Annotated in this window: 23 protein-coding genes and 1 tRNA gene; 14 read left to right on the top strand and 10 right to left on the bottom strand. The window is 62.2% G+C overall.

Annotated elements, in window-relative coordinates; genetic code table 11:
• Positions 1-15: 15 nt before the first annotated feature.
• Complete coding sequence (locus M2395_RS18525) at positions 16-324, top strand: YkgJ family cysteine cluster protein (protein ID WP_041119840.1); 309 nt, start codon at positions 16-18, stop codon at positions 322-324.
• An 8-nt stretch (positions 325-332) separates the two neighbouring features.
• On the opposite strand, the gene M2395_RS18520 is transcribed toward M2395_RS18525, so the two are convergent.
• The 6 genes from M2395_RS18520 to hemA form a co-directional block, all read right to left on the bottom strand.
• On the bottom strand, positions 333-851 hold the full coding sequence (locus M2395_RS18520) for an acyloxyacyl hydrolase (RefSeq protein WP_015636972.1): 519 nt from the start codon (positions 849-851) through the stop codon (positions 333-335).
• A gap of 116 nt (positions 852-967) precedes the next feature.
• Positions 968-1,759, bottom strand: coding sequence for a glutamate racemase (gene murI, locus M2395_RS18515; RefSeq protein ID WP_019095039.1), 792 nt, complete (start codon positions 1,757-1,759; stop codon positions 968-970).
• Entirely contained in the window at positions 1,752-2,507 is a 756-nt protein-coding gene (locus M2395_RS18510) for a molybdopterin-synthase adenylyltransferase MoeB (protein ID WP_011063404.1), read from the bottom strand. Before M2395_RS18510 ends, murI begins: the two co-directional genes overlap by 8 nt.
• Positions 2,501-3,331, bottom strand: a complete 831-nt coding sequence (gene prmC, locus M2395_RS18505; RefSeq protein WP_011063405.1) for a peptide chain release factor N(5)-glutamine methyltransferase — start codon at positions 3,329-3,331, stop codon at positions 2,501-2,503. The genes M2395_RS18510 and prmC overlap by 7 nt, the downstream gene beginning before the upstream one ends.
• A complete protein-coding gene (gene prfA, locus M2395_RS18500; RefSeq protein ID WP_011063406.1) occupies positions 3,332-4,414 on the bottom strand; it encodes a peptide chain release factor 1 in 1,083 nt (360 codons plus the stop codon).
• Positions 4,414-5,688 (bottom strand): glutamyl-tRNA reductase, encoded by a 1,275-nt coding sequence (gene hemA, locus M2395_RS18495; protein ID WP_011063407.1) that lies wholly within the window; start codon positions 5,686-5,688, stop codon positions 4,414-4,416. The genes prfA and hemA overlap by 1 nt, the downstream gene beginning before the upstream one ends.
• Before the next feature lie 347 nt (positions 5,689-6,035).
• Between hemA and M2395_RS18490 the strand changes: the two genes are divergently transcribed.
• From M2395_RS18490 to ychF, 8 genes are all read left to right on the top strand, one after another.
• Complete coding sequence (locus M2395_RS18490) at positions 6,036-7,760, top strand: tetratricopeptide repeat protein (protein ID WP_011063408.1); 1,725 nt, start codon at positions 6,036-6,038, stop codon at positions 7,758-7,760.
• Between the two features lie 4 nt (positions 7,761-7,764).
• Complete coding sequence (lolB, locus tag M2395_RS18485) at positions 7,765-8,382, top strand: lipoprotein insertase outer membrane protein LolB (protein ID WP_019095037.1); 618 nt, start codon at positions 7,765-7,767, stop codon at positions 8,380-8,382.
• A 1-nt stretch (position 8,383) separates the two neighbouring features.
• A complete protein-coding gene (ispE, locus tag M2395_RS18480) occupies positions 8,384-9,235 on the top strand; it encodes a 4-(cytidine 5'-diphospho)-2-C-methyl-D-erythritol kinase (protein WP_123431403.1) in 852 nt (283 codons plus the stop codon).
• Between the two features lie 36 nt (positions 9,236-9,271).
• Positions 9,272-9,346: transfer RNA gene (locus tag M2395_RS18475), tRNA-Gln, on the top strand.
• Positions 9,347-9,393: 47 nt separating this feature from the next.
• Entirely contained in the window at positions 9,394-10,335 is a 942-nt protein-coding gene (locus M2395_RS18470) for a ribose-phosphate pyrophosphokinase (RefSeq protein ID WP_003171603.1), read from the top strand.
• A gap of 138 nt (positions 10,336-10,473) precedes the next feature.
• Positions 10,474-11,073 carry a 50S ribosomal protein L25/general stress protein Ctc gene (locus M2395_RS18465; RefSeq protein WP_011063411.1) on the top strand — a complete coding sequence of 200 codons (600 nt, stop codon included), beginning with the start codon at positions 10,474-10,476 and terminating at the stop codon, positions 11,071-11,073.
• Between the two features lie 168 nt (positions 11,074-11,241).
• A complete protein-coding gene (gene pth, locus M2395_RS18460; RefSeq protein ID WP_011063412.1) occupies positions 11,242-11,826 on the top strand; it encodes an aminoacyl-tRNA hydrolase in 585 nt (194 codons plus the stop codon).
• Positions 11,827-11,849: 23 nt separating this feature from the next.
• Entirely contained in the window at positions 11,850-12,950 is a 1,101-nt protein-coding gene (ychF, locus tag M2395_RS18455; protein WP_053153762.1) for a redox-regulated ATPase YchF, read from the top strand.
• Positions 12,951-13,010: 60 nt separating this feature from the next.
• Here ychF and M2395_RS18450 read toward each other — a convergent pair whose 3' ends face one another.
• Positions 13,011-15,065 carry a TonB-dependent receptor domain-containing protein gene (locus M2395_RS18450; protein ID WP_053153765.1) on the bottom strand — a complete coding sequence of 685 codons (2,055 nt, stop codon included), beginning with the start codon at positions 15,063-15,065 and terminating at the stop codon, positions 13,011-13,013.
• Positions 15,066-15,254: 189 nt separating this feature from the next.
• Positions 15,255-16,442: a 4-hydroxybenzoate 3-monooxygenase gene (pobA, locus tag M2395_RS18445; protein ID WP_011063415.1), complete on the bottom strand. Its 1,188-nt coding sequence runs from the start codon at positions 16,440-16,442 to the stop codon at positions 15,255-15,257.
• 190 nt (positions 16,443-16,632) lie between these two features.
• On the opposite strand from pobA, the gene M2395_RS18440 reads away from it, so the two are divergent.
• The gene (locus tag M2395_RS18440; RefSeq protein ID WP_015636982.1) at positions 16,633-17,523 is read left to right on the top strand and encodes a helix-turn-helix domain-containing protein; all 891 of its coding nucleotides are present in this window, start codon (positions 16,633-16,635) and stop codon (positions 17,521-17,523) included.
• A gap of 65 nt (positions 17,524-17,588) precedes the next feature.
• Here the strand turns inward: M2395_RS18440 and M2395_RS18435 are convergent, their stop codons facing one another.
• Positions 17,589-18,806: an MFS transporter gene (locus M2395_RS18435; protein WP_011063417.1), complete on the bottom strand. Its 1,218-nt coding sequence runs from the start codon at positions 18,804-18,806 to the stop codon at positions 17,589-17,591.
• An 87-nt stretch (positions 18,807-18,893) separates the two neighbouring features.
• Positions 18,894-19,802, bottom strand: a complete 909-nt coding sequence (locus M2395_RS18430; RefSeq protein ID WP_077934758.1) for a LysR substrate-binding domain-containing protein — start codon at positions 19,800-19,802, stop codon at positions 18,894-18,896.
• Between the two features lie 226 nt (positions 19,803-20,028).
• Between M2395_RS18430 and M2395_RS18425 the strand changes: the two genes are divergently transcribed.
• Genes M2395_RS18425 through M2395_RS18410 form a run of 4 tightly spaced genes read left to right on the top strand, consistent with a single transcriptional unit; the run spans position 20,029 to position 23,951 of the window.
• A complete protein-coding gene (locus tag M2395_RS18425; protein ID WP_123431404.1) occupies positions 20,029-21,147 on the top strand; it encodes an ABC transporter ATP-binding protein in 1,119 nt (372 codons plus the stop codon).
• 15 nt (positions 21,148-21,162) lie between these two features.
• Positions 21,163-22,083, top strand: coding sequence for an ABC transporter permease (locus tag M2395_RS18420; RefSeq protein WP_041119859.1), 921 nt, complete (start codon positions 21,163-21,165; stop codon positions 22,081-22,083).
• A complete protein-coding gene (locus tag M2395_RS18415) occupies positions 22,080-22,889 on the top strand; it encodes an ABC transporter permease (protein ID WP_015636986.1) in 810 nt (269 codons plus the stop codon). Before M2395_RS18420 ends, M2395_RS18415 begins: the two co-directional genes overlap by 4 nt.
• A gap of 27 nt (positions 22,890-22,916) precedes the next feature.
• Positions 22,917-23,951, top strand: a complete 1,035-nt coding sequence (locus tag M2395_RS18410) for an extracellular solute-binding protein (RefSeq protein ID WP_011063422.1) — start codon at positions 22,917-22,919, stop codon at positions 23,949-23,951.
• The last annotated feature ends 43 nt before the right edge of the window (positions 23,952-23,994 follow it).

Below are 23,994 nucleotides of genomic sequence, written 5' to 3'. Positions count from 1 at the left end.
TTACACTGCGCGCCTATGACCACCATCCCCGTTATCTCCATCGCCGCCGAACCCGCCGTCAGTTGCTCCACCTGCGCCGCCTGTTGCTGCCAGCTGGAGGTCATGCTGATCACCGACACCGGGGTGCCCGAGCGCTTTATCGATACCGACGATTGGGGAGGGGAAGTCATGCGCCGCCTGGATGACGGCTGGTGCGCGGCGCTGGACCGCGACAGCATGCGTTGCAGCATCTATGAGCTGCGGCCGCTGATCTGTCGCGAGTTCGAGCTGGGCGAGGCCGATTGCTTGAGCGAACGCCGGGGAATTGCCACGGCGTATCGCTGATAGCGGCCTCAGAGCGGCATCGTGTAATGCAGCGCGTAGCTTTCGATACCGTCGTTGGGGGTCTTGATGCCGGCGTTGGAGTAGTGCGTGGCGCGGATGCCGACTTCATGGCCACCGGCGAAGCGCAGGCCGAAACCGATGCGGTCTTCGAACTGGAAGGATGACCCCAGCTTGTTGTCCTCGACCTGCGTATGGGCAAAGGCCGCTACCCCGATGCCGGCCTCGATGTAGGGCTTGACGCTGGCCCCGGCGAATTCGTAGACCAGCACCGGGGAGAACGACAGGCTGTGGTTGCTGGAGGTCTTGTCGCCATCCCAATAGGTGTAGGCGCCGCTCCAGTAACCCGTGAGACGGCCGACGTCACTTTGCAGCCAGCTCTTGTCCCAATCCCATTGCATACCCAGCCGATAGGCCTGGGTCGAATCGCCGGTTTGCCCCACGGAGAACTCGACTCCGGCCGCCTGCGCGGAAAAACTGTGCCCCAACAACCCGGCCGCAAGTGCAGCCAAACACAACAGTCGCTTCATCAGGAACATCCTTTTCGAACGGTTTTATATGGTGTTGTACAACCCTGTGGATAGGCTATAGAAGCCAGCGCGCATTCAGAAGTTCAGCGCCAGCGAAGGGATTTTTCACGATTTTTTCACAACTGCAAAGGCAGGACTTCAGCAGACTCTTTCCACAACAGAGGCAGCACCCGGGCAAAGTGCGGGACATCGCCACTGGTCCAGAAACAGGTTTCCCGGGCTGGCCCCTGGGCGCGCAGATCGCCTTCGTCGAGCAGCCGCTGCAATTGCCGGGCAACCGCGGCGCCGGTATCGATCAGGCTGATGGGCCCGGGCAGCATCTGCGCCAGCAGCGGCTTTAGAAACGGATAATGGGTGCAGCCCAGGATAATGGTGTCGCAGCCGGCAGCCAGCAGAGGCTCGAGGTAGCCGTGCAACAGTTGGCGCAGAGCGGCACTGTGCAAGTCGCCATTCTCGATCATCTCCACCAGCCCCGGGCAGGGCTGCGTGACGACCTTCACATCAGTGGCGAAACGGTCGAGCAAGGCGGCGAACTTGGCACTCTGCAAGGTGCCGGTGGTGGCCAGCACCCCGACCACGCCGCTGCGGGTCGCGGCCGCCGCCGGCTTGACCGCAGGCTCCATGCCAACGATGGGCCAGTCCGGATAATCGCGGCGCAGGTCGGCCACCCCGGCCACGGTAGCAGTGTTGCAGGCCAGTACCAGGGCCTTGGCGCCCTGTTCACGAAAGAACCGGGCCATCAGGCTGCAACGCTGGCGAATGAACTCCGGGGTCTTTTCGCCATAGGGAATATGCCCGCAGTCGCCGAAATACAGCAGCGACTCGTAGGGCAGCAACTGTTGTATTTCCGCCAGCACCGAGAGGCCGCCGACGCCGGAGTCGAACACCCCGATCGGCGCTTCACTCACGATGGGTACCACAGACGCTGCACCCCGGATCGCGCTTGACCCGCAACTCGCGAAAGCGCGTGCCCAGGGCATCGATCAACAACAACCGGCCCACCAGCGGCTCGCCAAACCCGGCCAGCAGTTTCAGGGCTTCCAGGGCCTGCAGGCTGCCCACGGTGCCCACCAGCGGGCCGAGCACCCCGGCTTCACTGCAGGTCAGTTCGGCTTCGCTGCCATGCCCGTATAGACAGTGGTAGCAAGGGCTTTCCGGGCGCCGCGGGTCGAAGACCGACAATTGCCCTTCCAGGCGGATCGCCGCACCGCTGACCAGGGGCTTGCCGGCCGCCACGCAAGCGGCGTTCACCGCCTCGCGGGTACTGAAGTTGTCGGAGCAATCGAGCACCAGGTCCACCGCCGCCACGGCAGCGGCCAGGGTATCGACATCCAGCGCCTGGCGATGGGGCACCAGGCGGACCTCCGGGTTGAGGGCAGACAGACGATTGATGGCCGAGTCCACCTTACTGACCCCGACGCTGTGGCTGTCGTGGATGATCTGGCGTTGCAGGTTGGTCAGGTCCACGCTGTCGAAGTCGGCCAGGTGCAGCTCACCAACCCCCGCCGCCGCCAGGTACAAGGCTGCGGGAGCACCGAGACCGCCGAGGCCGACGATCAGCACGCGGCTTTCCTTGAGGCGCAGCTGGCCGTCGATATCGACATGCTGCAACAGAATCTGTCGGCTATAGCGCAACAGCTCCTGGTCGGTCAGCACGGCCGGCACCCGAGGCTTATGCGCTCGTGCCCACCGAGGTCGACCCGGCTGTGGACCTCGATGAAACCCTGGGCAGCCAGCAACTCGCGGACCGCCGCGGCCTGATCGTAACCGTGCTCCAGCATCAGCCAGCCACCGGCCTCCAGGTGCTGCGGAGCCTGGGTGACGATCAGCCGCAGGTCGTCCAGGCCATCCTTGCCCGCCACCAGGGCGCTTTCCGGCTCGAAACGCACGTCGCCGGCCACCAGATGGGGGTCGGCTTCGGCAATGTAGGGCGGGTTGCTGATGATCAGATCAAAGCGCCGGGACTCAATGGAGCTGAACCAGTGGCTGCTGAGCACGCTGACGTTGTCCAGTTGCAGGCGCTGGCGGTTGCGTTCGGCCAGGGCCACGGCTTCCAGTACCCGGTCCACCGCCGTGACCTGCCAGGCCGGGCGCTCGCTGGCCAGGGCCAGGGCGATGGCACCACTGCCGGTGCCCAGGTCAAGGACCGTGGCTGGGGTCGCGGGCAACAGTTCCAGCGCCGCTTCCACCAGTAGTTCGGTGTCGGGGCGCGGGATCAGGGTGTGGGGCGCCACCTCCAGGTCGAGCTTCCAGAAGCCCTGCTGGCCAAGGATATAGGCCACCGGCTCGCCGGAGCGGCGTCGCTGCAGGTAGTCGGTGAACACCAGGGCCGCCTCGCTGGGCACGATGCGCTCCGGCCAGGTGTGGAGAAAGCTGCGGGGCTTGCCCAGGGCCGCGGCCAGGAGCAGCTCGGCATCCAGGCGCGGGGTCGGCGAGTCGGGCAGTTGGGCTGCGCGCAGCAGGCTGGCGATGATGGTCATTTACTCACCCAATGCCGCAAGTTGATCGGCCTGATATTCAGCCAGCAACGGCTCGATGACGGCTTCCACGCCCCCGGCGAGGATTTCGTCCAGGGAATACAGGGTCAGGTTGATGCGGTGATCGGTGACCCGGCCCTGGGGGAAGTTGTAAGTGCGGATGCGCTCGGAACGGTCCCCCGAGCCCACCAGCAACTTGCGCTCGCTGGCAATGGCATTGGCCGCGGCACTGGTCTGCTGGTCGTTGAGCTTGGCCGACAGCCAGGACATGGCCCGCGCCCGGTTCTTGTGCTGGGAACGCTCTTCCTGGCACTCCACCACGATCCCCGAAGGGATGTGGGTGATGCGGATCGCCGAGTCGGTCTTGTTCACGTGCTGACCACCGGCACCCGAGGAGCGATAGGTGTCGATGCGCAGGTCCGCCGGGTTGATCTCGATGGCTTCCTGTTCATCCGGCTCGGGCAGTACTGCCACGGTGCAGGCCGAAGTGTGGATGCGGCCCTGGGATTCGGTGGCCGGCACTCGCTGCACGCGGTGCGCGCCGGATTCGAACTTGAGCTTGCCGTAGACGCTCTCGCCTTCGACCCGGGCAATGACTTCCTTGTAGCCGCCGTGCTCACCCTCGTTTTCCGAGAGGATCTCCAGCCGCCAGCCGCGCCGCTCGGCGTAACGGGAATACATGCGAAACAGGTCGCCGGAGAAGATCGCCGCCTCGTCGCCGCCGGTGCCGGCACGGATTTCCAGGAATACGTTGCGCCCGTCGTTGGGGTCCTTGGGCAGCAGCATGCGCTGCAGGCTGCTTTCCAGTTCGGCCAGTTGTTCCTTGGCCTCGCGCACTTCCTCGGCGGCCATTTCCCGCAGGTCCGGGTCGTTGTCCTTGAGCAGCGCCTGGGCGCCTTCAAGGTCCGCCTGGACCTTGAGCACCTGTTTATAAGTAGCCACGATCGGCTCGACTTCCGCGTATTCCTTGGAGTAGGCGCGGAACTTGGCCTGATCGGAAATGACCTCAGCATCGCCGAGCAAGGCGGTCAGTTCCTCGAAACGATCCTGGAGAATGTCCAGCTTACTGAGCAGTGACGCTTTCATTACGGGGTTTTATCCGATGAGCCCTCACCGAGGGCAAAGAGTTCTTGGGCCATGGCCAGCGCATCGAGGCGGCCTTCGGCGGAGAGCTTTTTCAACTGCACGCTCGGCGCGTGCAACAGTTTATTGGTCAGGCCGCGGGCCAACTGGGCCAGCACGTCCTCGGCGCCGCTGCCGTTGGCCAGCATGCGCAGGGCTTTCTGCAGTTCTTCATCGCGCAGGCGTTCGCTCTGCTGACGATAGGCCTTGAGCACATCCACCGCCGCCAGTTCCCGCAGGCGCACCATGAAATCCTCGGCGCCGATGTTCACCAATTCCTCGGCGGCCTGGGCCGCGCCCTGGCGGCTCTTGAGGTTTTCTGCCACCACTTCGTGCAAGTCGTCGACGGTATAGAGGTAAACGTCGTCCAACTCGCCGACTTCTGGCTCGATATCCCGGGGAACGGCGATATCCACCATGAAAATCGGCTTGTGCTTGCGCAGCTTCAAGGCACTTTCCACTGCGCCCTTGCCGAGTATCGGCAACTGGCTGGCGGTGGAACTGATGACGATGTCGCTGTGCACCAGTTCCTGGGGAATATCCGAGAGCAGCACGGCGTGGGCACCGAATTGCTCCGCCAGGAGGCTCGCGCGCTCCAGGGTACGGTTGGCCACCACGATACGCTTGACTCCCAGGTCGTGCAGGTGCCGGGCCACCAGGGTGATGGTCTCCCCGGCGCCGATCAGCAGGGCCTGACTGCGTTGCAGGTCGCTGAAAATCTGTTTCGCCAGGCTCACCGCGGCGAAAGCCACGGACACCGGGTTCTCACCGATGGCGGTGTCGGTGCGCACCTGCTTGGCGGCGCTGAATGTGGCCTGGAACAGCCGGCCCAGCAGCGGCCCGACGGTGCCGGCCTCGCGGGCCACGGCGTAGGCGGACTTCATCTGCCCGAGAATCTGTGGCTCGCCCAGCACCAGCGAATCCAGCCCCGACGCCACCCGCATCATGTGACGAACTGCCGCATCGTCCTCATGCACGTAGGCACTGGCGCGCAGCTCGTCTAGGCTCAAATGGTGATATTCCGCCAGCCAGCGCAGCACCACATCCGCAGAAAGATGATCCTGTTCTATATAGAGCTCACTGCGATTGCAGGTGGAGAGGATCGCAGCTTCGCGGCTGTCGGTGAGTCGGCAGAGCTGCTGCAAGGCCTCAACCAACTGCTCAGGGGTAAAGGCCACGCGCTCGCGGACGTCTACAGAAGCAGTCTTGTGGTTAATACCGAGTGCAAGGAAGGCCATTCAAGGTCGCTGATGATGTCGAGAAGCCGGCAATTGTCCTACTTCGCCCGACTCAGAACAACTACCGCCGACTATTGTCCTAGTTTTGTGCCAAAACTCGCCGAGCGAAGATCAGGCAAGGCGAAAACAGGCGAGGAAGCGGAGTTTAGGAGCCTAAATGAGCATTCCGAGCCTGTTTCTGCGTAGCGCCAAGGCCGCCCAGCGCGCAGCATGGTCGAAGCGCAGGCAGTTTTCGCGCAGAAACTAATAGACTGCCTCTGTTCTGGCATCCCGTTGAGTCTCGGTTATGTTTGGCCGAAGGCTTGTGTCATGATGATCCGACCGCAGGTTAGTCGCCCTCTTCCTATATGAATAGATCTTCCGCGTTGCTCCTCGCCTTTGTCTTCCTCAGCGGTTGCCAATCTCTGGCACCCGTTTCATCGGACGCTACGTCGCCGGTGGAAGACAGCACCTCCGCCCCTGAAAAGCCCAAGGTCTATTCCTCGTTCAGCGAAGACACCGTCTTCAGCCTGCTGAGCGCTGAACTCGCGGGCCAGCGCAATCGTTTCGACATTGCCCTGGACAACTACGTGACCCAGGCCATCAACACCCAGGATCCGGGCATCTCCGAGCGGGCCTTTCGCATCGCCGAATACCTGGGCGCCGACCAGGCTGCCCTGGACACATCGCTGATCTGGGCGAAAAACGCCCCCGACGACCTGGAAGCGCAGCGAGCCGCCGCGATCCAGCTGGCCCGGGCCGGGCGCTATGACGACTCGATGGTCTATATGGAGAAGGTCCTGCAAGGCAAGGGCGATACCCACTTCGACTTTCTTGCCCTGTCCGCAGCCGATACCGACCAGGACACGCGCAACGGCCTGATGAAAAGCTTCGACCGCCTGCTGCAGAAACACCCGCACAACAGCCAGTTGATTTTCGGCAAGGCCTTGCTCATGCAACAGGACGGCGACGCCAAGGAAGCCCTGGCCCTGCTGGAACAGAACCCACCGGAAGACGGCGAAGTTGCGCCATTGCTGCTGCGCGCCCGCCTGCTGCAAAGCCTGAACCGGGGTAAAGAAGCCCTGCCGCTGCTGGAAAAAAGCATCCGCAAGTACCCGGACGACAAGCGCCTGCGCCTGACCTACGCCCGCATGCTGGTGGAGCAGGACCGCATGGAGGATGCCAAGACCCAGTTCTCCAGTCTGGTCCAGCAATATCCGGAAGATGACGAACTGCGCTATTCCCTGGCACTCGTCTGCCTGGAGGCCAAGGCCTGGGAAGAAGCCAAGGGCTACCTGGAAGACCTGATTGCCCGTGAAAGCCACGAAGACTCCGCGCACCTGAACCTGGGCCGGATTGCCGAAGAGCTCAACGACCCGCAAGGGGCCTTGATCGAATACGGCCAGGTCGGCCCGGGCAATGACTACCTGCCCGCACAGTTGCGCCAGGCCGATATCCTGATGAACAACGGCCGCACCGACGAGGCGCAAAAACGCCTGGTGGCGGCCCGCGACGCCCAACCCGACTACGCCATCCAGCTGTACCTGATCGAAGTCGAGACCCTGTCGGCGAACAACCAGGGCGAGCGCGCCTGGAAAGTCATCCAGCAGGCCCTGCAGCAATACCCCGACGACATGAACCTGCTGTACACCCGCGCCATGCAGGCGGAAAAACGCAATGACCTGGCGCAGATGGAAAAGGATCTGCGCCTGATCATCCAGCGCGAACCGGACAACGCCATGGCATTGAACGCCCTGGGCTACACCTTGTCTGACCGCACTACACGCTATGCCGAAGCCAAGACCCTGATCGAGCAAGCCCACCAGCTGACTCCGGAAGACCCGGCCGTCCTCGACAGCCTGGGCTGGGTGAATTTCCGCCTGGGCAACCTGGACGAAGCCGAACGCCTGCTGCGCCAGGCCCTGGAACGCTTCCCCGATCAGGAAGTGGCGGCGCACCTGGGTGAAGTGCTGTGGAACAACGGCAAGCAGCGCGAGGCCAAGCAGATCTGGAGCAAGTTCCTAAAGGATCAGCCCGACAGCCCCGTGCTACGCGGCACCATCAAACGCCTGACCGGATCAGAGACTCTTTAAGACCATGTTTTTGCGCCATTTTATCGTTTTCAGCTTTATCGCCCTGCTGGCCGGCTGCGCCGGCTTCGGTGCCCGCGAGTCCGTCCAGGGCCAGGGCAACCCTGCGCAATGGCGCTTGCACAAGGATCAACTGACCGGCCTCGACGGCTGGCAGATCAACGGCAAGATCGGCATTCGTGCCCCCAAGGATTCCGGCAGCGGCACGCTGTTCTGGCTGCAACGCCAGGACTACTACGACATCCGCCTGTCAGGCCCGCTGGGCCGTGGCGCCGCACGACTCACCGGTCGTCCCGGCCAGGTCAGCCTGGAAGTGGCCAACCAGGGTCGCTATGAATCCGCAAGCCCGGAAACCCTGCTGGAAGAACAGCTGGGCTGGAAGCTGCCGGTCTCGCACCTGGCCTGGTGGGTTCGCGGCCTGCCCGCGCCCGACAGCAAAAGCCGCCTGACCCTGGACGGCGACAGCCATCTGGCGAGCCTGGAGCAAGATGGCTGGCAGGTGGAATACAGCAGCTACTCGCAGCAGAACGGCTATTGGCTGCCCGAGCGGATCAAACTGCACGGCAGCGACCTTGACGTCACCCTGGTGATCAAGGAATGGCTGCCGCGCAAGCTGGGGCAATGAAATGTCCGTGGAAAAACTGACCCTGCCCTCCCCGGCCAAACTCAATCTGATGCTGCACATCCTCGGTCGCCGTGAAGATGGCTATCACGAGCTGCAGACCCTGTTCCAGTTTCTCGACTACGGCGATGAAATCACTTTCGCCCTGCGCGATGACGGCGTGATTCGCCTGCACACCGTATTCGAAGGCGTGCCCCACGACAGCAACCTGATCGTCAAGGCGGCGAAGAAACTCCAGGAACAATCGGGCTGCACCCAGGGCATCGACATCTGGATCGACAAGATCCTGCCCATGGGCGGCGGCATCGGCGGCGGCAGTTCGAATGCCGCCACCACCCTGCTGGGCCTCAATCACTTGTGGCAACTGGGCTGGGACGAAGACCGACTGGCTGCACTGGGGCTGACCCTGGGCGCCGATGTTCCGGTTTTCGTCCGCGGGCATGCTGCCTTCGCCGAAGGTGTGGGGGAAAAACTGACCCCTGAATATCCCGAAGAACCCTGGTATCTGGTACTGGTCCCGCAAGTGTCTGTTAGTACAGCAGAAATTTTTTCAGATCCTTTGTTGACACGGAACACCGCGCCCATTAAAGTGCGCCCCGTTCCCAAGGGAAACAGCAGAAACGACTGCCTTCCGGTAGTCGCAAGGCGTTATCCAGAAGTACGTAACGCATTGAATTTGCTAGGTAAATTTACCGAAGCAAAACTGACTGGAACTGGAAGTTGTGTGTTTGGGGGCTTCCCAAGCAAAGCTGAAGCTGATAAAGTCTCGGCCCTTCTTACAGAGACCCTTACAGGGTTTGTAGCCAAAGGAAGCAACGTTTCGATGTTGCATCGCAAGCTGCAAAGTCTGCTCTAAAGGAACCGAGTGCCAGGCATTCGAAGCAACAGATACAGGGGCGTCGCCAAGCGGTAAGGCAGCAGGTTTTGATCCTGCCATGCGTTGGTTCGAATCCAGCCGCCCCTGCCATTTTCCTATACTCATCCAGGTATACCCTCAGCCTTCAGGTACTGCGCGTGTCCAAGATGATGGTCTTTACGGGGAACGCTAACCCCGATCTGGCTCGGCGTGTCGTACGTCAGCTGCATATCCCTCTCGGTGACATCTCTGTTGGAAAATTTTCCGACGGCGAAATTACTGCCGAGATCAATGAAAATGTCCGCGGTAAAGACGTCTTCATTATTCAGCCGACTTGCGCTCCGACCAACGATAACCTGATGGAACTCGTGGTGATGGCCGACGCCTTCCGCCGTTCCTCAGCTACTCGTATCACTGCTGTTATTCCTTATTTTGGTTATGCCCGTCAGGATCGCCGTCCGCGTTCCGCACGTGTGGCTATCAGCGCGAAAGTCGTCGCTGACATGCTCACCGTAGTCGGCATCGACCGTGTTCTCACGGTTGATCTGCATGCTGACCAGATTCAGGGCTTCTTCGATATTCCGGTAGATAACATCTACGGCTCCCCGGTTCTGGTGGATGACATCGAAGATCAGCGTTTCGAAAACCTGATGATCGTGTCCCCGGACATTGGCGGCGTCGTGCGTGCACGTGCCGTGGCCAAGTCCCTGGGCGTTGATCTCGGGATCATCGACAAGCGTCGTGAGAAAGCCAATCACTCCGAAGTGATGCATATCATCGGCGACGTCGAAGGACGCACCTGCATTCTGGTCGATGACATGGTCGATACCGCCGGCACCCTGTGCCACGCGGCCAAGGCCCTGAAAGAGCATGGCGCAGCCAAGGTCTTTGCCTACTGCACACACCCTGTGCTGTCGGGTCGGGCCATCGAGAACATTGAAAATTCCGTGCTGGACGAGCTGGTGGTGACCAACACCATCCCGCTGTCCGCTGCAGCACAAGCCTGTGCGCGTATCCGTCAACTGGATATCGCACCGGTAGTTGCCGAGGCGGTTCGCCGTATCAGCAACGAAGAATCGATCAGCGCGATGTTCCGCTAGGGCCCGTCCCTGGCAGAACATCCCGATGACGAAAAGCGCCCCGTCCCAACCTGTGTTGGGACGGGGCTTTTTTGCCCATATCGCCTTTAGCGCTGGTCGCAAACGCTGGGGCGAGTGTGGTTATTTTGGAGATACAACATGAACGATTTTACTCTGAATGCTGAAGTGCGTTCCGACCTGGGGAAAGGTGCGAGCCGCCGCCTGCGTCGTCTCGCAAGCCTGGTTCCAGCTGTAGTTTACGGTGGCGACAAAGCCCCTGAATCCATCAGCATGCTGGCCAAAGAAGTTGCCAAGCTGCTGGAAAACGAAGCTGCCTACAGCCATATCATCGAACTGAACGTTGGTGGCACCAAGCAGAACGTCGTGATCAAGGCCCTGCAACGTCACCCGGCCAAAGGCCACGTGATGCACGCTGACTTCGTTCGCGTGGTTGCTGGTCAGAAACTGACCGCCATCGTTCCAGTGCACTTCATCAACGAAGCTGCTCCGGTCAAGAAAGGCGGCGAGATCTCGCACGTAATCGCGGAAATCGAAGTTTCCTGCCTGCCCAAAGACCTGCCTGAATTCATCGAAGTCGACCTGGCTGACGCTGAAATCGGCACCATTGTTCACCTGTCCGACATCAAGGCCCCTAAAGGCGTTGAATTCGTGGCCCTGGCACACGGCAACGACCTGGCAGTAGCCAACGTTCACGCTCCACGTGTTGCTCCAGAAGCTGCAGAAGGCGCTGCAGAGTAATTCACTCTGACGCGGGAGTTAAGCGGAGTACATCGCGGACTGGAACGTAGCGAGAAAGCGGGCGAGAACGCGAAGTTTGCCGCAAGGCAACCCAGCTCTTGTCGTCCACTTTCGCCGTAGCACCGGTTGCGGCGATGTCATCCACCACTCCAAAGAAGGGCCCCTATCGTGACTGCCATCAAACTGATCGTTGGCCTGGGTAATCCAGGCACCGAATACGAACAGACCAGGCATAACGCAGGGGCCCTTTTTGTTGAGCGCATCGCCGAAAAACAAGGGATCAACCTTGTCGCCGATCGCAAATATTTCGGCCTGACCGGGCGCTTCAGTCACCAGGGTCAGGACATTCGTCTGTTGATTCCCACCACCTACATGAACCGCAGCGGCCAGGCCGTGGCGGCGCTTGCCGGCTTCTTCCGCATCAAGCCGGAAGAGATCCTGGTGGCCCACGACGAACTCGACTTGCCGCCAGGCGTCGCCAAGCTCAAGACCGGCGGCGGCCATGGCGGGCACAACGGACTGCGGGACATCATCGCGCAGCTCGGTAATCAGAATACCTTTCACCGCCTGCGGCTCGGCATCGGCCATCCGGGCGTTGCCAGTATGGTTTCAAACTTTGTCCTGGGTCGTGCGCCACGCGCCGAACAGGAAAAACTCGATGCCAGCATCGATTTTGCCCTCGGCGTGCTGCCGGATATCTTCGCCGGTGAATGGAACCGCGCGATGAAAAACCTGCACAGCCAGAAGGCCTGACTCTACTCCTCGGGGAATACACCATGGGATTCAATTGCGGCATCGTCGGCCTGCCTAACGTCGGCAAGTCCACCCTGTTCAACGCCCTGACCAAATCCGGGATCGCGGCCGAGAACTTCCCCTTCTGCACCATCGAGCCCAACAGCGGTATCGTGCCGATGCCCGACCCGCGCCTGGACGCCCTGGCCGCCATCGTCGTGCCCGAGCGCGTGCTGCCCACCACCATGGAGTTCGTCGACATCGCCGGCCTGGTGGCCGGTGCTTCGAAAGGTGAAGGCCTGGGCAACAAGTTCCTGGCCAACATCCGCGAAACCGACGCCATCGCCCATGTGGTCCGCTGCTTCGAAGACGACAACGTGATCCACGTGTCCAACAGCGTCGACCCCAAGCGCGATATCGAGATCATCGACCTGGAACTGATCTTCGCCGACCTCGACAGCTGCGAAAAACAGTTGCAGAAAGTCGCCCGCAACGCCAAGGGCGGTGACAAGGATGCCGTGGCCCAGAAAGCCCTGCTGGAGCAGTTGATCGCCCACTTCACCGAAGGCAAGCCGGCCCGCAGCCTGATGAAGGACATGAGCAGCGATGAGAAGCTGATCATCCGCGGCTTCCACCTGCTGACCACCAAGCCGGTGATGTACATCGCCAACGTTGCCGAAGACGGCTTCGAGAACAACCCGCTGCTGGACGTGGTCAAGGCCATTGCCGAGGAAGAAGGCGCGATCGTGGTGCCGGTGTGCAACAAGATCGAGGCGGAAATCGCCGAGCTTGAAGACGGCGAAGAAAAGGACATGTTCCTCGAGGCCCTGGGCCTGGAAGAGCCCGGCCTGAACCGGGTGATCCGCGCTGGCTACGAAATGCTCAACCTGCAGACCTACTTCACCGCAGGTGTGAAGGAAGTCCGCGCCTGGACCGTGCGTGTCGGTGCTACCGCGCCCCAAGCGGCCGCGGTGATCCACACCGACTTCGAGAAAGGCTTCATCCGTGCCGAAGTCATCGCCTACAACGACTTCATCCAGTTCAAGGGTGAAGCCGGAGCCAAGGAAGCCGGTAAATGGCGTCTGGAAGGCAAGGAATACATCGTCAAGGACGGCGACGTGATGCACTTCCGCTTCAACGTGTAATGCCCCTTCAGCCCCATTGCCTGGCAATGGGGCTGATTCCCCCCGCTACATCCAGCGGCCTCAGAAGTAAGTGGTCGCCCCCGCGAAGAACGCCCGCCCGGGCACATAGAAGTTGGTCGATCCGTCCCGCAGGTCTTTATCCAGCAGGTTCTGCACGCCGCCATTCAGGGTCAGCCACTTGGTCAGCGCCAGGTTCGCCGTCAGGTCGTAGGTGGTGTAGGACTGCACGAAATCATTGCCCATGCCCCGCTGCTTGCCGACGTGCTGAGCCGAAAGCTCGGTGCTCAAACGGTCGGTGACCTGCCAGTCCAGCGCACTGAATGCCGACAGTTTGGGTGAACTGATCAGGTCTTCACCGGTGGACAGGTTCTTGCTTTCCAGCATGTAGGTGGCGTTGGTGCGCCAGTTCACGGAGTCGCCCAGCGGCACCCGGGCGGTGCCTTCCCAGCCACGGGTGCGGGCCTTGTCGACGTTTTCCAGCATGGTCCACCAGCGGCCCTGGTACTGGCCCAACGGGCCGTATTCGATCTTGTCGGTGAAGTCGGTGTGGAAGTAGGTCAGGCCCGCTTCCCAGCCATCGTGGTCGAACGATAGGCCGATTTCCTTGTTGGTGCTGGTTTCCGGTGTCAGGTTCGGATTGCCCGCCATCCAGCAACTACCAGTGACATAGCCCAACGGCCGTAACGAACCACAGCCCCGGCCTGCGGATTCGGTAGCCGCCCCCGCACTGCCCTCCTTCAGGCTTGGCGCACGAAAACCCTTGGAAACACCGCCACGCACGGTCCAGTCCGGGTGCGGGTGATAGACCACATACGCCCGCGGGCTGTTGTGGTTACCGTACTTGTCGCTGTGGTCGAAGCGGTTGCCCAGGGTCAGGGACAGGTTGTCCAGCAGGAACAGTTCATCCTCGATAAAGGCCGCCGAGTAATCGCCCTTCAAGGTCGAGCCACTGACCGGCGCGCCCTGATAATCCACGGGTACCGTGCCCAGGGTATCGGTGTTGGTCAGCTCTTCACGCTTCCATTGCCCGCCCACCGTCAGGCGCTGGTCCAACAGCAGTTGGAAGGGAATATTCAGGCTGCCCTCGACGATCTTCTCTTCCGAGTTGGCTTTGCCCAGGTCAAGGTCGTTGCGGTACTTGTTCAGGTAGGCATCGAGCTTCGAGGTACCAAAGCTCCAGTCGCCGGTATGGGACAGAATGTAGCTGTCGCGGGTCAGGCGGCTGGGGCCGAAGGCGCCACCAACGGTCTCGTTCCAGTCACCAAAGGTCTTCTTTGATGCCCAGGAATGCTCAACGCCATGCACCGCCTCGAAGGACAGGCTCTGCTCCTGGTTGATCTGCCAGTCCAGCAGTGCATTCACGCTCTGATCCTTGGAGCCGCCCGCGCCATCGTCGTACATGAAATCGCCCTGGGCATCGCGCCGCGCCTCTACCTCATCCGCAGCCCGACGCGTGACGTTGGCCCCCAGGCGCAGCCCCAGGGACTCCGTCAGCGGACCTGCCGCATTCACGCTGTACTGAGTGGTCTGGCCGCGGTCGGAATCCTTGGGCACGGTGATATTGGTGCTGGCCGAGCCGGTCCAGGTCCGCGAGACCTTGCGGGTGATGATATTGATCACCCCGCCCATGGCGTCCGAACCATACAGCGACGACATAGGCCCGCGGACGATCTCGATGCGCTCGATCATGTTCGGCGAGATCCAGTTCAGGTCCTGGCGCGCCAGGTCGCGGCGATAACTCAGGTCCGCGGAACTGCCGACCCGCTTGCCATCCACCAGGATCAGCGTGTATTTGTCGTCCAGCCCCCGCAGCTTGATCTTCGACTGCTCGCCCACCGGGCCGAAACCACCGGTCACCCCCGGCACCCGGCGCAGCAGGGTATTGAGGTCATAGACCGGCTGGCGCTCGATTTCCTCGCGGGTGATGACGCTGACACTGGCCGGGGCATCCTTGAGATCCGTGGCACCGCCAGTAGCCGTGACAAAGGCGGTATCCAGTTCCAACGATGCAGGCTTGGCCTCTTCAACCGCATCGCCGGCCTGCGCCAGCGGGGCCAGCAGGCCGACACCGGCGCTTAGCAGAAGCGAATTGAACAGGCATGAGCTGACTTTCATTACAAACGATCCTTGTCGATTCAATGCACCCGGATGGTGCATCAAGGGAGAGAGGGATCGGAGTGTAATGCTAATGAATATCATTTATAAATAGGAATGTTTCCGCACTGTTACATTACGGCTTGCCGCCCGTTGCAGGCAGCGCCCTGAAACGGCCCACTGCATGCGGGTCGCTTCAGGGTCGTGGGCTCAGCAGATTTCTTCGTAAGGCAGGCCCACATAGTTCTCGGCAATGTTCACCAGACCAGCGTGGGAGTTGAGGAAATATTCGCGATCGGCCTGCTGCATCTTGTGGTCCCAGGCATCCTGCCGGTCGCCGAAGTCGTGCAGCAGGTTGGTCATGAACCAGCTGAAGCGTTCGCCCTTCCACACCCGGCGCAAGGCCAGTTCGGAATACTTTTCCAGCAGCTCGGTACGCCCTTCGCGGTAGACCTTGACCAGGATCCGGTACAGGTAGCACACATCGGAGGCCGCCAGGTTCAGGCCCTTGGCACCGGTAGGCGGAACGATATGGGCCGCGTCCCCCACCAGGAACAGCTTGCCGTACTGCATGGGCTCCACCACATAGCTGCGCAGCGGCGCGATGCTTTTCTCCAGCGCTGGCCCGGTCACCAGGTCAGCCGCCACCTCTTCTGGCAGACGGGCCTTGAGCTCGTTCCAGAAGCGCTCGTCGGACCAGTCCTCGACCTTGTCGCTCAGCGGCACTTGCAGGTAGTAGCGGCTGCGGGTCAGGGAGCGCTGGCTGCACAGCACGAAACCACGTTCATGCTGCCCATAGATCAGTTCGTGATTGACCGGTGGGGTATCGGACAGCAGCCCCAGCCAGCCGAAGGGGTATTCGCGCTCGTAGTGGGTCAGCACGTCTTCGGGGATGCTCTTGCGCGCCACGCCATGAAAACCGTCGCAGCCGGCGATGTAATCGCAGTCGATGCGCTGCAGCTGGCCGTCTTTTTCATAGGTGATATAGGGCTGCGCGCCCTTCATGTCATGGGGCTGCACCTTGTCCGCCGAATAGATGATCGGCGCTGCGCAGGCAGCGCGGGCCTCCATCAGGTCGCGGGTGACTTCGGTCTGGCCATAGACCATCACCGTCTTGCCGCCGGTCAGGGCCTTGAGGTCGATACGCACGCGCTTGCCGCCCATCAGCAGCTCCACCCCTTCATGGACCAGGCCTTCAGCGTCCATGCGGCGGGCCACACCGGCCTCGCGCAGCATGTCCACGGTGCCCTGCTCCAGCACACCGGCACGGATGCGGCCCAGCACGTAGTCCGGGGTCTGGCGCTCGACAATCACGGTGTCGATGCCGGCCTTGTGCAGCAGTTGGCCCAGCAGAAGGCCGGAAGGTCCGGCGCCGATAATCGCAACCTGAGTTTTCATTGTTGTCGTCTCATAAGGGCATTCCAGTCACCGTGCAGGCGAAAGCCGGAATTTATGGTTATTGTTGTACCCCTGCATTTTTGCCGACAAAAATCGCAAAAAATGGTGATTAACCGCCGTAAAAATGCACTTTTGAAAACAGCGTTCGATTATCGAGCATTCCAATCCCTCACCCCCAGGGCCGCGCCCGATGAAAGCCAGTCGCTCCAGCATCCCCGTATTCAAGCTCTACGGCGAAAACCAGGCCTGGCCGACTCCGGACCTGCTGCACTGTGAATCCATCCCCAAGCGCAGCAGCCTGCACCACTGGGAGATCAAGCCGCACCGCCACGCCGACCTGTATCAACTGCTCTATGTGCAAAGCGGACAGGCCCTGGTGGAAGTCGAAGGGCGCCGCGAGGACGTGCGCGAAGCAACCATCCAGGTGGTGCCGCCGCTGATGGTCCACGGCTTTCAGTTTTCCGAGAACATCGAGGGCTACGTGCTGACCCTGGGGGCACCGCTGGTGGCCCAACTGGAAAGCCAGCTGGGGGCGCCGCTGGCGGTCCTGGCCGCGGCCGGGCGCTACCCGGTGGGCCGTGACCGGCAGCGCCTCAACAGCCTGTTCAAGACCTTGCTGGAGGAATACGAAGGCAGCGCCTCGGCGCGGGACCTGCTGCTGCATTCGCTGGTCAACGTACTGCTGGTGTGGATCAGCCGCCGACGCCAGCAGAACGTGACGCCCAGCAACCGCAGCGAGCGCAACCAGCAACTGTTGGGGCACTTCATCAAGCTGGTGGAGCAGCATTACCAGGAGCACCCGACGGTGGAAGCCCTGGCCCATCGCATCGGCCTGTCCAGCGTGCACCTCAATACCCTGTGCCGGGAACTGGCCGGGCAGACCGCGCTGCAGATCATCCACCAGCGCCTGATGCTGGAGGCCAAGCGCAACCTGATCTACACCAACATCAGCATCAGCCAGCTCTCGGACAACCTGGGCTTCAGCGACCCCACCTACTTTTCCCGCTTCTTCAAGCGCCTCGGCGGCCAGACACCCAACGCCTTTCGCCAAGGCACCGGGCACACCCGCCAGGGCGGCTGAAGCCCAGGCAAAAAAAGCCCGGGGCCAGTACCCCGGGCGTTCTATCGCCAGCACGCCTCAAGCCATCAGGCTTTGCGGGTACGCGGCAGGAAGATCGCCAGCACCCCGAACAGCGGCAGGAACGAGCACAGGTAGTACACATACTCGATGCCATGAATGTCCGCCAGGTGCCCCAGCAGCGCCGCACCGATCCCGCCAAAACCGAACATCAGGCCGAAGAACACCCCGGCGATCATGCCAACGTTGCCCGGCACCAGTTCCTGGGCGTACACCACGATGGCGGAGAATGCCGAGGCCAGGATAAAGCCGATCACCACGCTCAGGACGCTGGTCCAGAACAGGTCGACATGGGGCAACAACAGAGTGAACGGCGCCACCCCGAGGATCGAGAACCAGATCACTGCCTTGCGCCCGATCTTGTCGCCGATCGGGCCGCCGAAGAAGGTTCCCGCCGCCACGGCTCCCAGGAACAGGAACAGATGCAGTTGCGAGCTGGCCACCGACAGGTCGAATTTCTCGATCAGGTAGAAGGTGAAGTAGCTGGTGAAGCTGGCCATGTAGAAATACTTGGAAAACACCAGCAGCCCGAGGACCACCAGGGCGCTGATCACCCGGTTCCTGGACAGGCCGTGAGTCGCCGCCTGGCCCTGCTTGAGCTTGTACAGGCGCAGGTGGTTGGCATACCAGCGGCTGATGGCATACAGCACCACCAGGGCAAACAGCGCGAACAGGCCGAACCAGGCCACATTGCCCTGGCCGTAGGGAATGATGATGGCCGCAGCCAGCAAGGGGCCGAAGGCGGTGCCGGCATTGCCGCCGACCTGGAAGCTCGACTGGGCCAGGCCATAGCGCCCGCCCGAGGCCAGCCGCGCGACCCGCGAAGCCTCCGGATGGAAGGTCGAGGAGCCAATGCCGATCAATGCTGCTGCCAGCAGGATCAAGGGAAAGCTGCCGACCTGGGACATCATCAGGATGCCGATCAGGGTGCAGATCATTCCCGCCGGCAGCAGGAATGGTTGAGGCCGGCGGTCGGTGTAGTAGCCGACCCAGGGCTGCAACAGCGACGCGGTCAGCTGGAAGGTCAGGGTAATCAGGCCGACCTGGGTGAAGGTCAGGCCGTAGCTGTCCTTGAGCATCGGGTAGATCGCCGGCAGCACTGCCTGGATCAAGTCGTTGATCAGGTGCGCCAGGGCCACCGCACCAATGATGCGCAGGACCAGGGGACTGCTTTGCGAAGCCGGGGAAGCCGTCGCGGCGACGCTCGGGGAGTTGCTGCTAGCCATAGGATTTTCCGTACAACGGGTGGGCGCACAGGGGCAGGTGCGTCAATGTGCCATTTTTCGGTGCAGTCGCGCCATCCCATTAGCTTGCTAACGAACCTCGATTCGCGCCTCGGGGAAATCCGCTTCCAGCTCGGCCTTGAGCCACTGGATAAACCATTCCACGTCCTCCGACCACTCGCTGGCCGGGGTCAGCACCCGGTAGCTTTCCAGCTGCACCTGGTCTTCCAGCACCCGCACCAGGGTGCCGGCCTTGAGCTCCTCGCGCACCAGCACTTCGTTGGCCAGGGCAATACCACCGCCGCTTTCCGCCACCGACAGCGCATGGTCGTTGTTCACGTAGATCAGGTCGGACGTGAGCTGGATATCCAGGCCATTGGCGGCGAACCACATGTTCCACCACTCGCCGTCATCGAAGTGGATCAACTCATGGCGGGCCAGGTCCGCCGGCTCGCGAATCGCCTCGATACTGGCCAGGTAGGCCGGGGTGCAGATGGGAAACACCCGGGGGCAGATCAGGCTGACCCGGGACTCGGCGTATTGCCCGTCCAGGCCGTAGGCGATCCCCAGGTCGCTGCTCTTGGCATCCACTTCGCTAAAGGTCGAGTTCGGCTCGATGGCGAACTTCAGGCCCGGGCGCACGTGGCGCAGCGCCTCCAGGCGCGGGGTCAGCCAGCGCTTGGCAAACCCCGGCACGACCATGATCCGCAGCCAGCGCTCGGCGGCCCTGGGCTGTACCTCGCGCCCGGCCTCGATGATCAGTTGCAGGGCGGCGGCGATCTTGCGGTGGTACTTCTCCCCCGCCGGGGTCAGGTTCACGCCGCGGGACGTGCGTTCGAACAGTTGCACCCCGAGCCAGTCCTCCAGCAGCTTCACGTGGCGGCCAATGGCCGGCTGGGTCACATGCAAGGCCCTTGAGGCTTCGACATAGCTGCCAAGACGGGCGGCGGCATCAAAAGCACGCACTGCATTCAACGGTGGCAAACGCTGCTCGACCATGATTTCGCCCGCCCCTTGCTATTAAATTTTTTAACAGCCGGTATGTTAAAATTGATGTTTCGCCCCCGCAAGCCCTCACTGATAATCAGCCCCAGCAGAACCCGGTAAAACCCGCGCAAAGCCTGCAAAGACAAGCTTTCCACGCACCCGACACATTTCGATCCTGCCCAAGAAAAACAAGATCCATGGCCTGCACGACAGCTCATGGGGGAATCGGAGGTAAGGCATGAATGCCCTGCATGCGCTGCAAACGCTGGCGGTGTCCATCCGTTCAGTGCGCAAGGTCTACGGCGATCCACACAGCGGCCCGGTGGCCCTGAAGAACATCGACCTGGATATCCGCGACAACGAATTCTTCACCCTTCTCGGCCCCTCGGGCTGTGGCAAGACCACCCTCTTGCGGATGATCGCCGGGTTCGAGTTCCCGACCCAGGGCGAGATCCTTCTCTATGGCGAGAACATCGCCGACCGGCCGCCCTTCGAGCGCCCGGTGAACACGGTGTTCCAGCATTACGCACTGTTCCCCCACATGACCCTGGCCGAGAACCTGGCCTTCGGCCTGGAATCGCGCCCTATGGGCCAGGTATTGAACAAGGCGCAGATCGCCGAGCGGGTGCGCGAGATGCTGGCCCTGGTGCAGATGGAGCGCTTTGCGGCGCGCAAGCCCAACCAGCTGTCCGGCGGCCAGCAGCAACGCATCGCCCTGGCCCGAGCCCTGGCCCCCCACCCCAAGGTACTGCTGCTGGACGAGCCGCTGTCGGCCCTGGACCTCAAGCTGCGCCAGGCCATGCGCGAAGAACTCAAGGCCATCCAGGCCAAGACCGGTATCACCTTCATCTTCGTCACCCACGACCAGGAAGAAGCCCTGACCCTGTCCGACCGCATCGCCGTGCTCTCCGAAGGCGAAGTGCAACAGGTGGGTCGCCCGGAAGAAATCTACGAGCAGCCGCGCAATCGCTTCGTCGCCGACTTCATCGGTGAAACCAACTTCATCCCGGCCACGGTCAGCCGTGTCGAAGCGGGCCTGGCCTGGTTCAGCGGGCCCGCCGGGCAGGCGCTGCCGGCGCAACCCTGCACCACCGCCAAGGTCGGCCAGCAGGTCACCCTGTCGGTGCGCCCCGAGCGCTTGCACCTGCGCGGTGATGCCTCGCAAGGCGCCCTGGCGTGCCGCATCGAAGCGCTGATCTACCTGGGCACCGACCTGCAATACCAGGTCAGCCTCGGCGACGGCACGCGCCTCACCGTGCGCACGCCCAACAGCCTCGAACACCACCCGCGCCTGAGCGTAGGCAGCAGCGCCGGGCTGCTGTTCGAACGCGGCAGCGCCAGCGTCCTGCTGGATTGACCACGAGGATTCGCCATGCACGCTTCTTCGATTTCCCAGCACCTGGAACGACGCAAGGCCCTGCGCAGCTTTCTCGGGGTCAGCCCGGCCCTGGTCGCCATCGGCCTGTTCCTGATCGTGCCGATCCTTATCGTCATCGGCTATTCGTTGATGGAAGCCAACCCCTATGGCGGGGTGAACAAGGTCTTCAGCAGCGACGCCTACACCTCCCTGCTGTTCGAACGGCAACTGGACGACAGCCTGGCCTTCGCCGATTCCTACCTGCTGATCGCCCTGCGCTCCATCGGCATCGCCGGGTTGACCACGGTGATCACCCTGCTGATCGGTTTTCCGGTGGCGGTGTGGCTGGCCATGCAACCGGTGCAGCGCCGCGGCCTGCTGATCTTCCTGATCACCGTGCCGTTCTGGGCCAACCTGCTGATCCGCACCTACGCCTGGATCCTGCTGCTGCGCAACACCGGGGTGATCAACAACAGCCTGATGGGCCTGGGGGTCATCCACGAGCCGTTGCAGTTGCTGTACACCGACGGTGCGGTGCTGCTGGGGCTGGTCTACACCTACGCGCCCTTCGTGGTGCTGCCGATCTACGCCACCCTGGAAAAGATGGACACCCGCCTGCTGGAAGCGGCCCAGGACCTCTACGCCGGACGCATTCGGACCCTGCGCAAGGTGGTGCTGCCCATTGCCAAACCGGGGATTTTCGCCGGGGCGATCCTGACTTTCGTGCCCTGCCTGGGGGCGATGATCGCCCCGGAACTGCTGGGGGGCGGCACCCGGATGATGCTTGGCAACCTGATCTTCCGGCAGTTCAGCGATGCCCGTAACTGGCCCTTCGGCGCAGCCCTGTCGCTGGTGCTGATGGCCGCGGTGATGCTGGTACTGACCGTCTACGCCCTGCGCGCCCAGCGCCAGAAAACCCTTCAGGAGGGTGCATGATGATCCGCCTGTTCAAGCGCAACGGCCTCGGTGTCCAGGACTTTCCCGGCTTCGGCGGTTTCAGCTTCCTGTTCTACCTGTACCTCTACGCGCCGATCCTGGTGCTGGTGGTGTTCTCCTTCAACGCCAACCAGTCGGCCACGGTGTGGAGCGGCTTCAGCCTCGACTGGTACCGCGCGGCGTTCGCCAACCAGGCCCTGCGCCAGGCGGCAGGCAACAGCCTGCTGATCGCCGTGTGCGCCAGCATGGCGGCCACCGCCATCGCCACCCTGGCGGCCCTGGGCACCTCACGCGGGGCGAAGTTCAAGGGCCTGCAACTGTCCATGGGCGCCATCATGCTGCCCCTGGTGCTACCGGAAATCGTCGTCGGCGTGGCCACCCTGGCGCTGTTCTCTACCCTGGGGCTGTCCCTGGGCTACGGCAACCTGATCATCGCCCACACGGTGTTCTGCATCCCCTTCGCCTATTTGCCGATCCGCGCCCGCCTCAACGACATGGACCTGTCCCTGGAACACGCCGCGGCAGACCTGTACGCCGGCCCCTGGCGCACCTTCCGCAAGGTGACTCTGCCGCTGCTGATGCCGGGGATCGTCTCCGGGCTGATGCTGGCCTTCATTGTCTCCCTGGATAACTTCGTGATCTCGATGATGGTGTCCCAGGCCGGCACCACCACCCTGCCGATCTTCATCTTCGGCCTGTTGCGCATGGGCGTGACACCCGACGTCAACGCCGTGTCGACGCTGATCCTCGGCGTCTCGGTGCTGTTCGTCAGCCTCTCTTACCTGTTGAGCAAGAAACACGCTTGAACCTTCCACTGACCTTGGGGAAATGACATGAGCAAGTTGATCGCAAGCCTGGGTACCTCATTGTTGCTGAGCCTGCCACTGGCGGTGCAGGCCGCCGAGAAACTCAACGTCGTGAGCTGGAGCGGCTACTTTTCGCCGGAAATTCTCGCCAAGTTCCAGAAGCAGACCGGTATCGAGGTCACGGTGGACTCCTACGATTCCAACGAAACCCTGCTGGCCAAGCTGAAACAGGGCGGCACCGGTTATGACGTGGCGATCCCCTCCCACCAGTTCATCCCGATCCTGATCAAGGAGCAGTTGCTGGAGCGCTTCGACCCGGCCAAGCAGCCCTATTACGCCAGCGTGGTCGACAACCTGAAGAACCCGACCTGGGACCCGGAAGGCGCCTACTCGGTGCCCTTCATCTGGGGCACCACCAGCGTGGTGCTCAACGGCGAACGCTACAAAGGCCCGAGCGACAGTTACAAGGTGCTCTACGAGCCACCAGCGGAGCTGCAGGGGCGGATCAACATGTTCGACTCGGTGAGCGAAGTGATCGACATGGCCAGCCTGTACCTGAACATTCCGCTGTGCAGCGAAGACCCCAAGCAGATGCAGCAGATCCTTGGCCTGCTCAAGGCGCAGAAGCCCTTCGTCAAGACCTACAGCTCCAAGGCCGGGGCGATCCGCGAGAACCTGGCGGCCGGGGAAATCGACATGTCGATGTTCTGGGGCGGATCGTCCATGCGCGCCCGGGAAATGAAGCCCGGCCTGAAGTACCTCTACCCGAAAGAGGGCGTGCTGGCCTGGGTGGACAACATGGTCATCCCCAAGGGCAGCAAGAATCCGGCGAACGCCAAGGCCTTCATCGCCTTCCTCAGCCAGCCTGAGAACGCCGCCATGACCCAGAACTTCCTCAAGCACCAGAGCCCGATCAAGGGCGTCGAACCCTTCCTCGACGCCGGCCTGAAGGATGCCCCCGAGCTGCACATTCCCGAGGGCACCAAGGTGGTCTTCAGCCAGACCTGCGGCGAAGGCGCAATCCGCCTTGCCGACCGCCTGTGGACCAACCTGATGCGCTGAGCTGCGTTGACTTCTGCCGCCCCGGTCTGGATGCCGGGGCGTT

It is taken from the genome of Pseudomonas sp. BIGb0176, from assembly GCF_024810175.1.
Classification (GTDB): Bacteria; Pseudomonadota; Gammaproteobacteria; order Pseudomonadales; family Pseudomonadaceae; genus Aquipseudomonas; species Aquipseudomonas protegens.
This window is presented reverse-complemented; position numbering and strand designations above follow the sequence as displayed.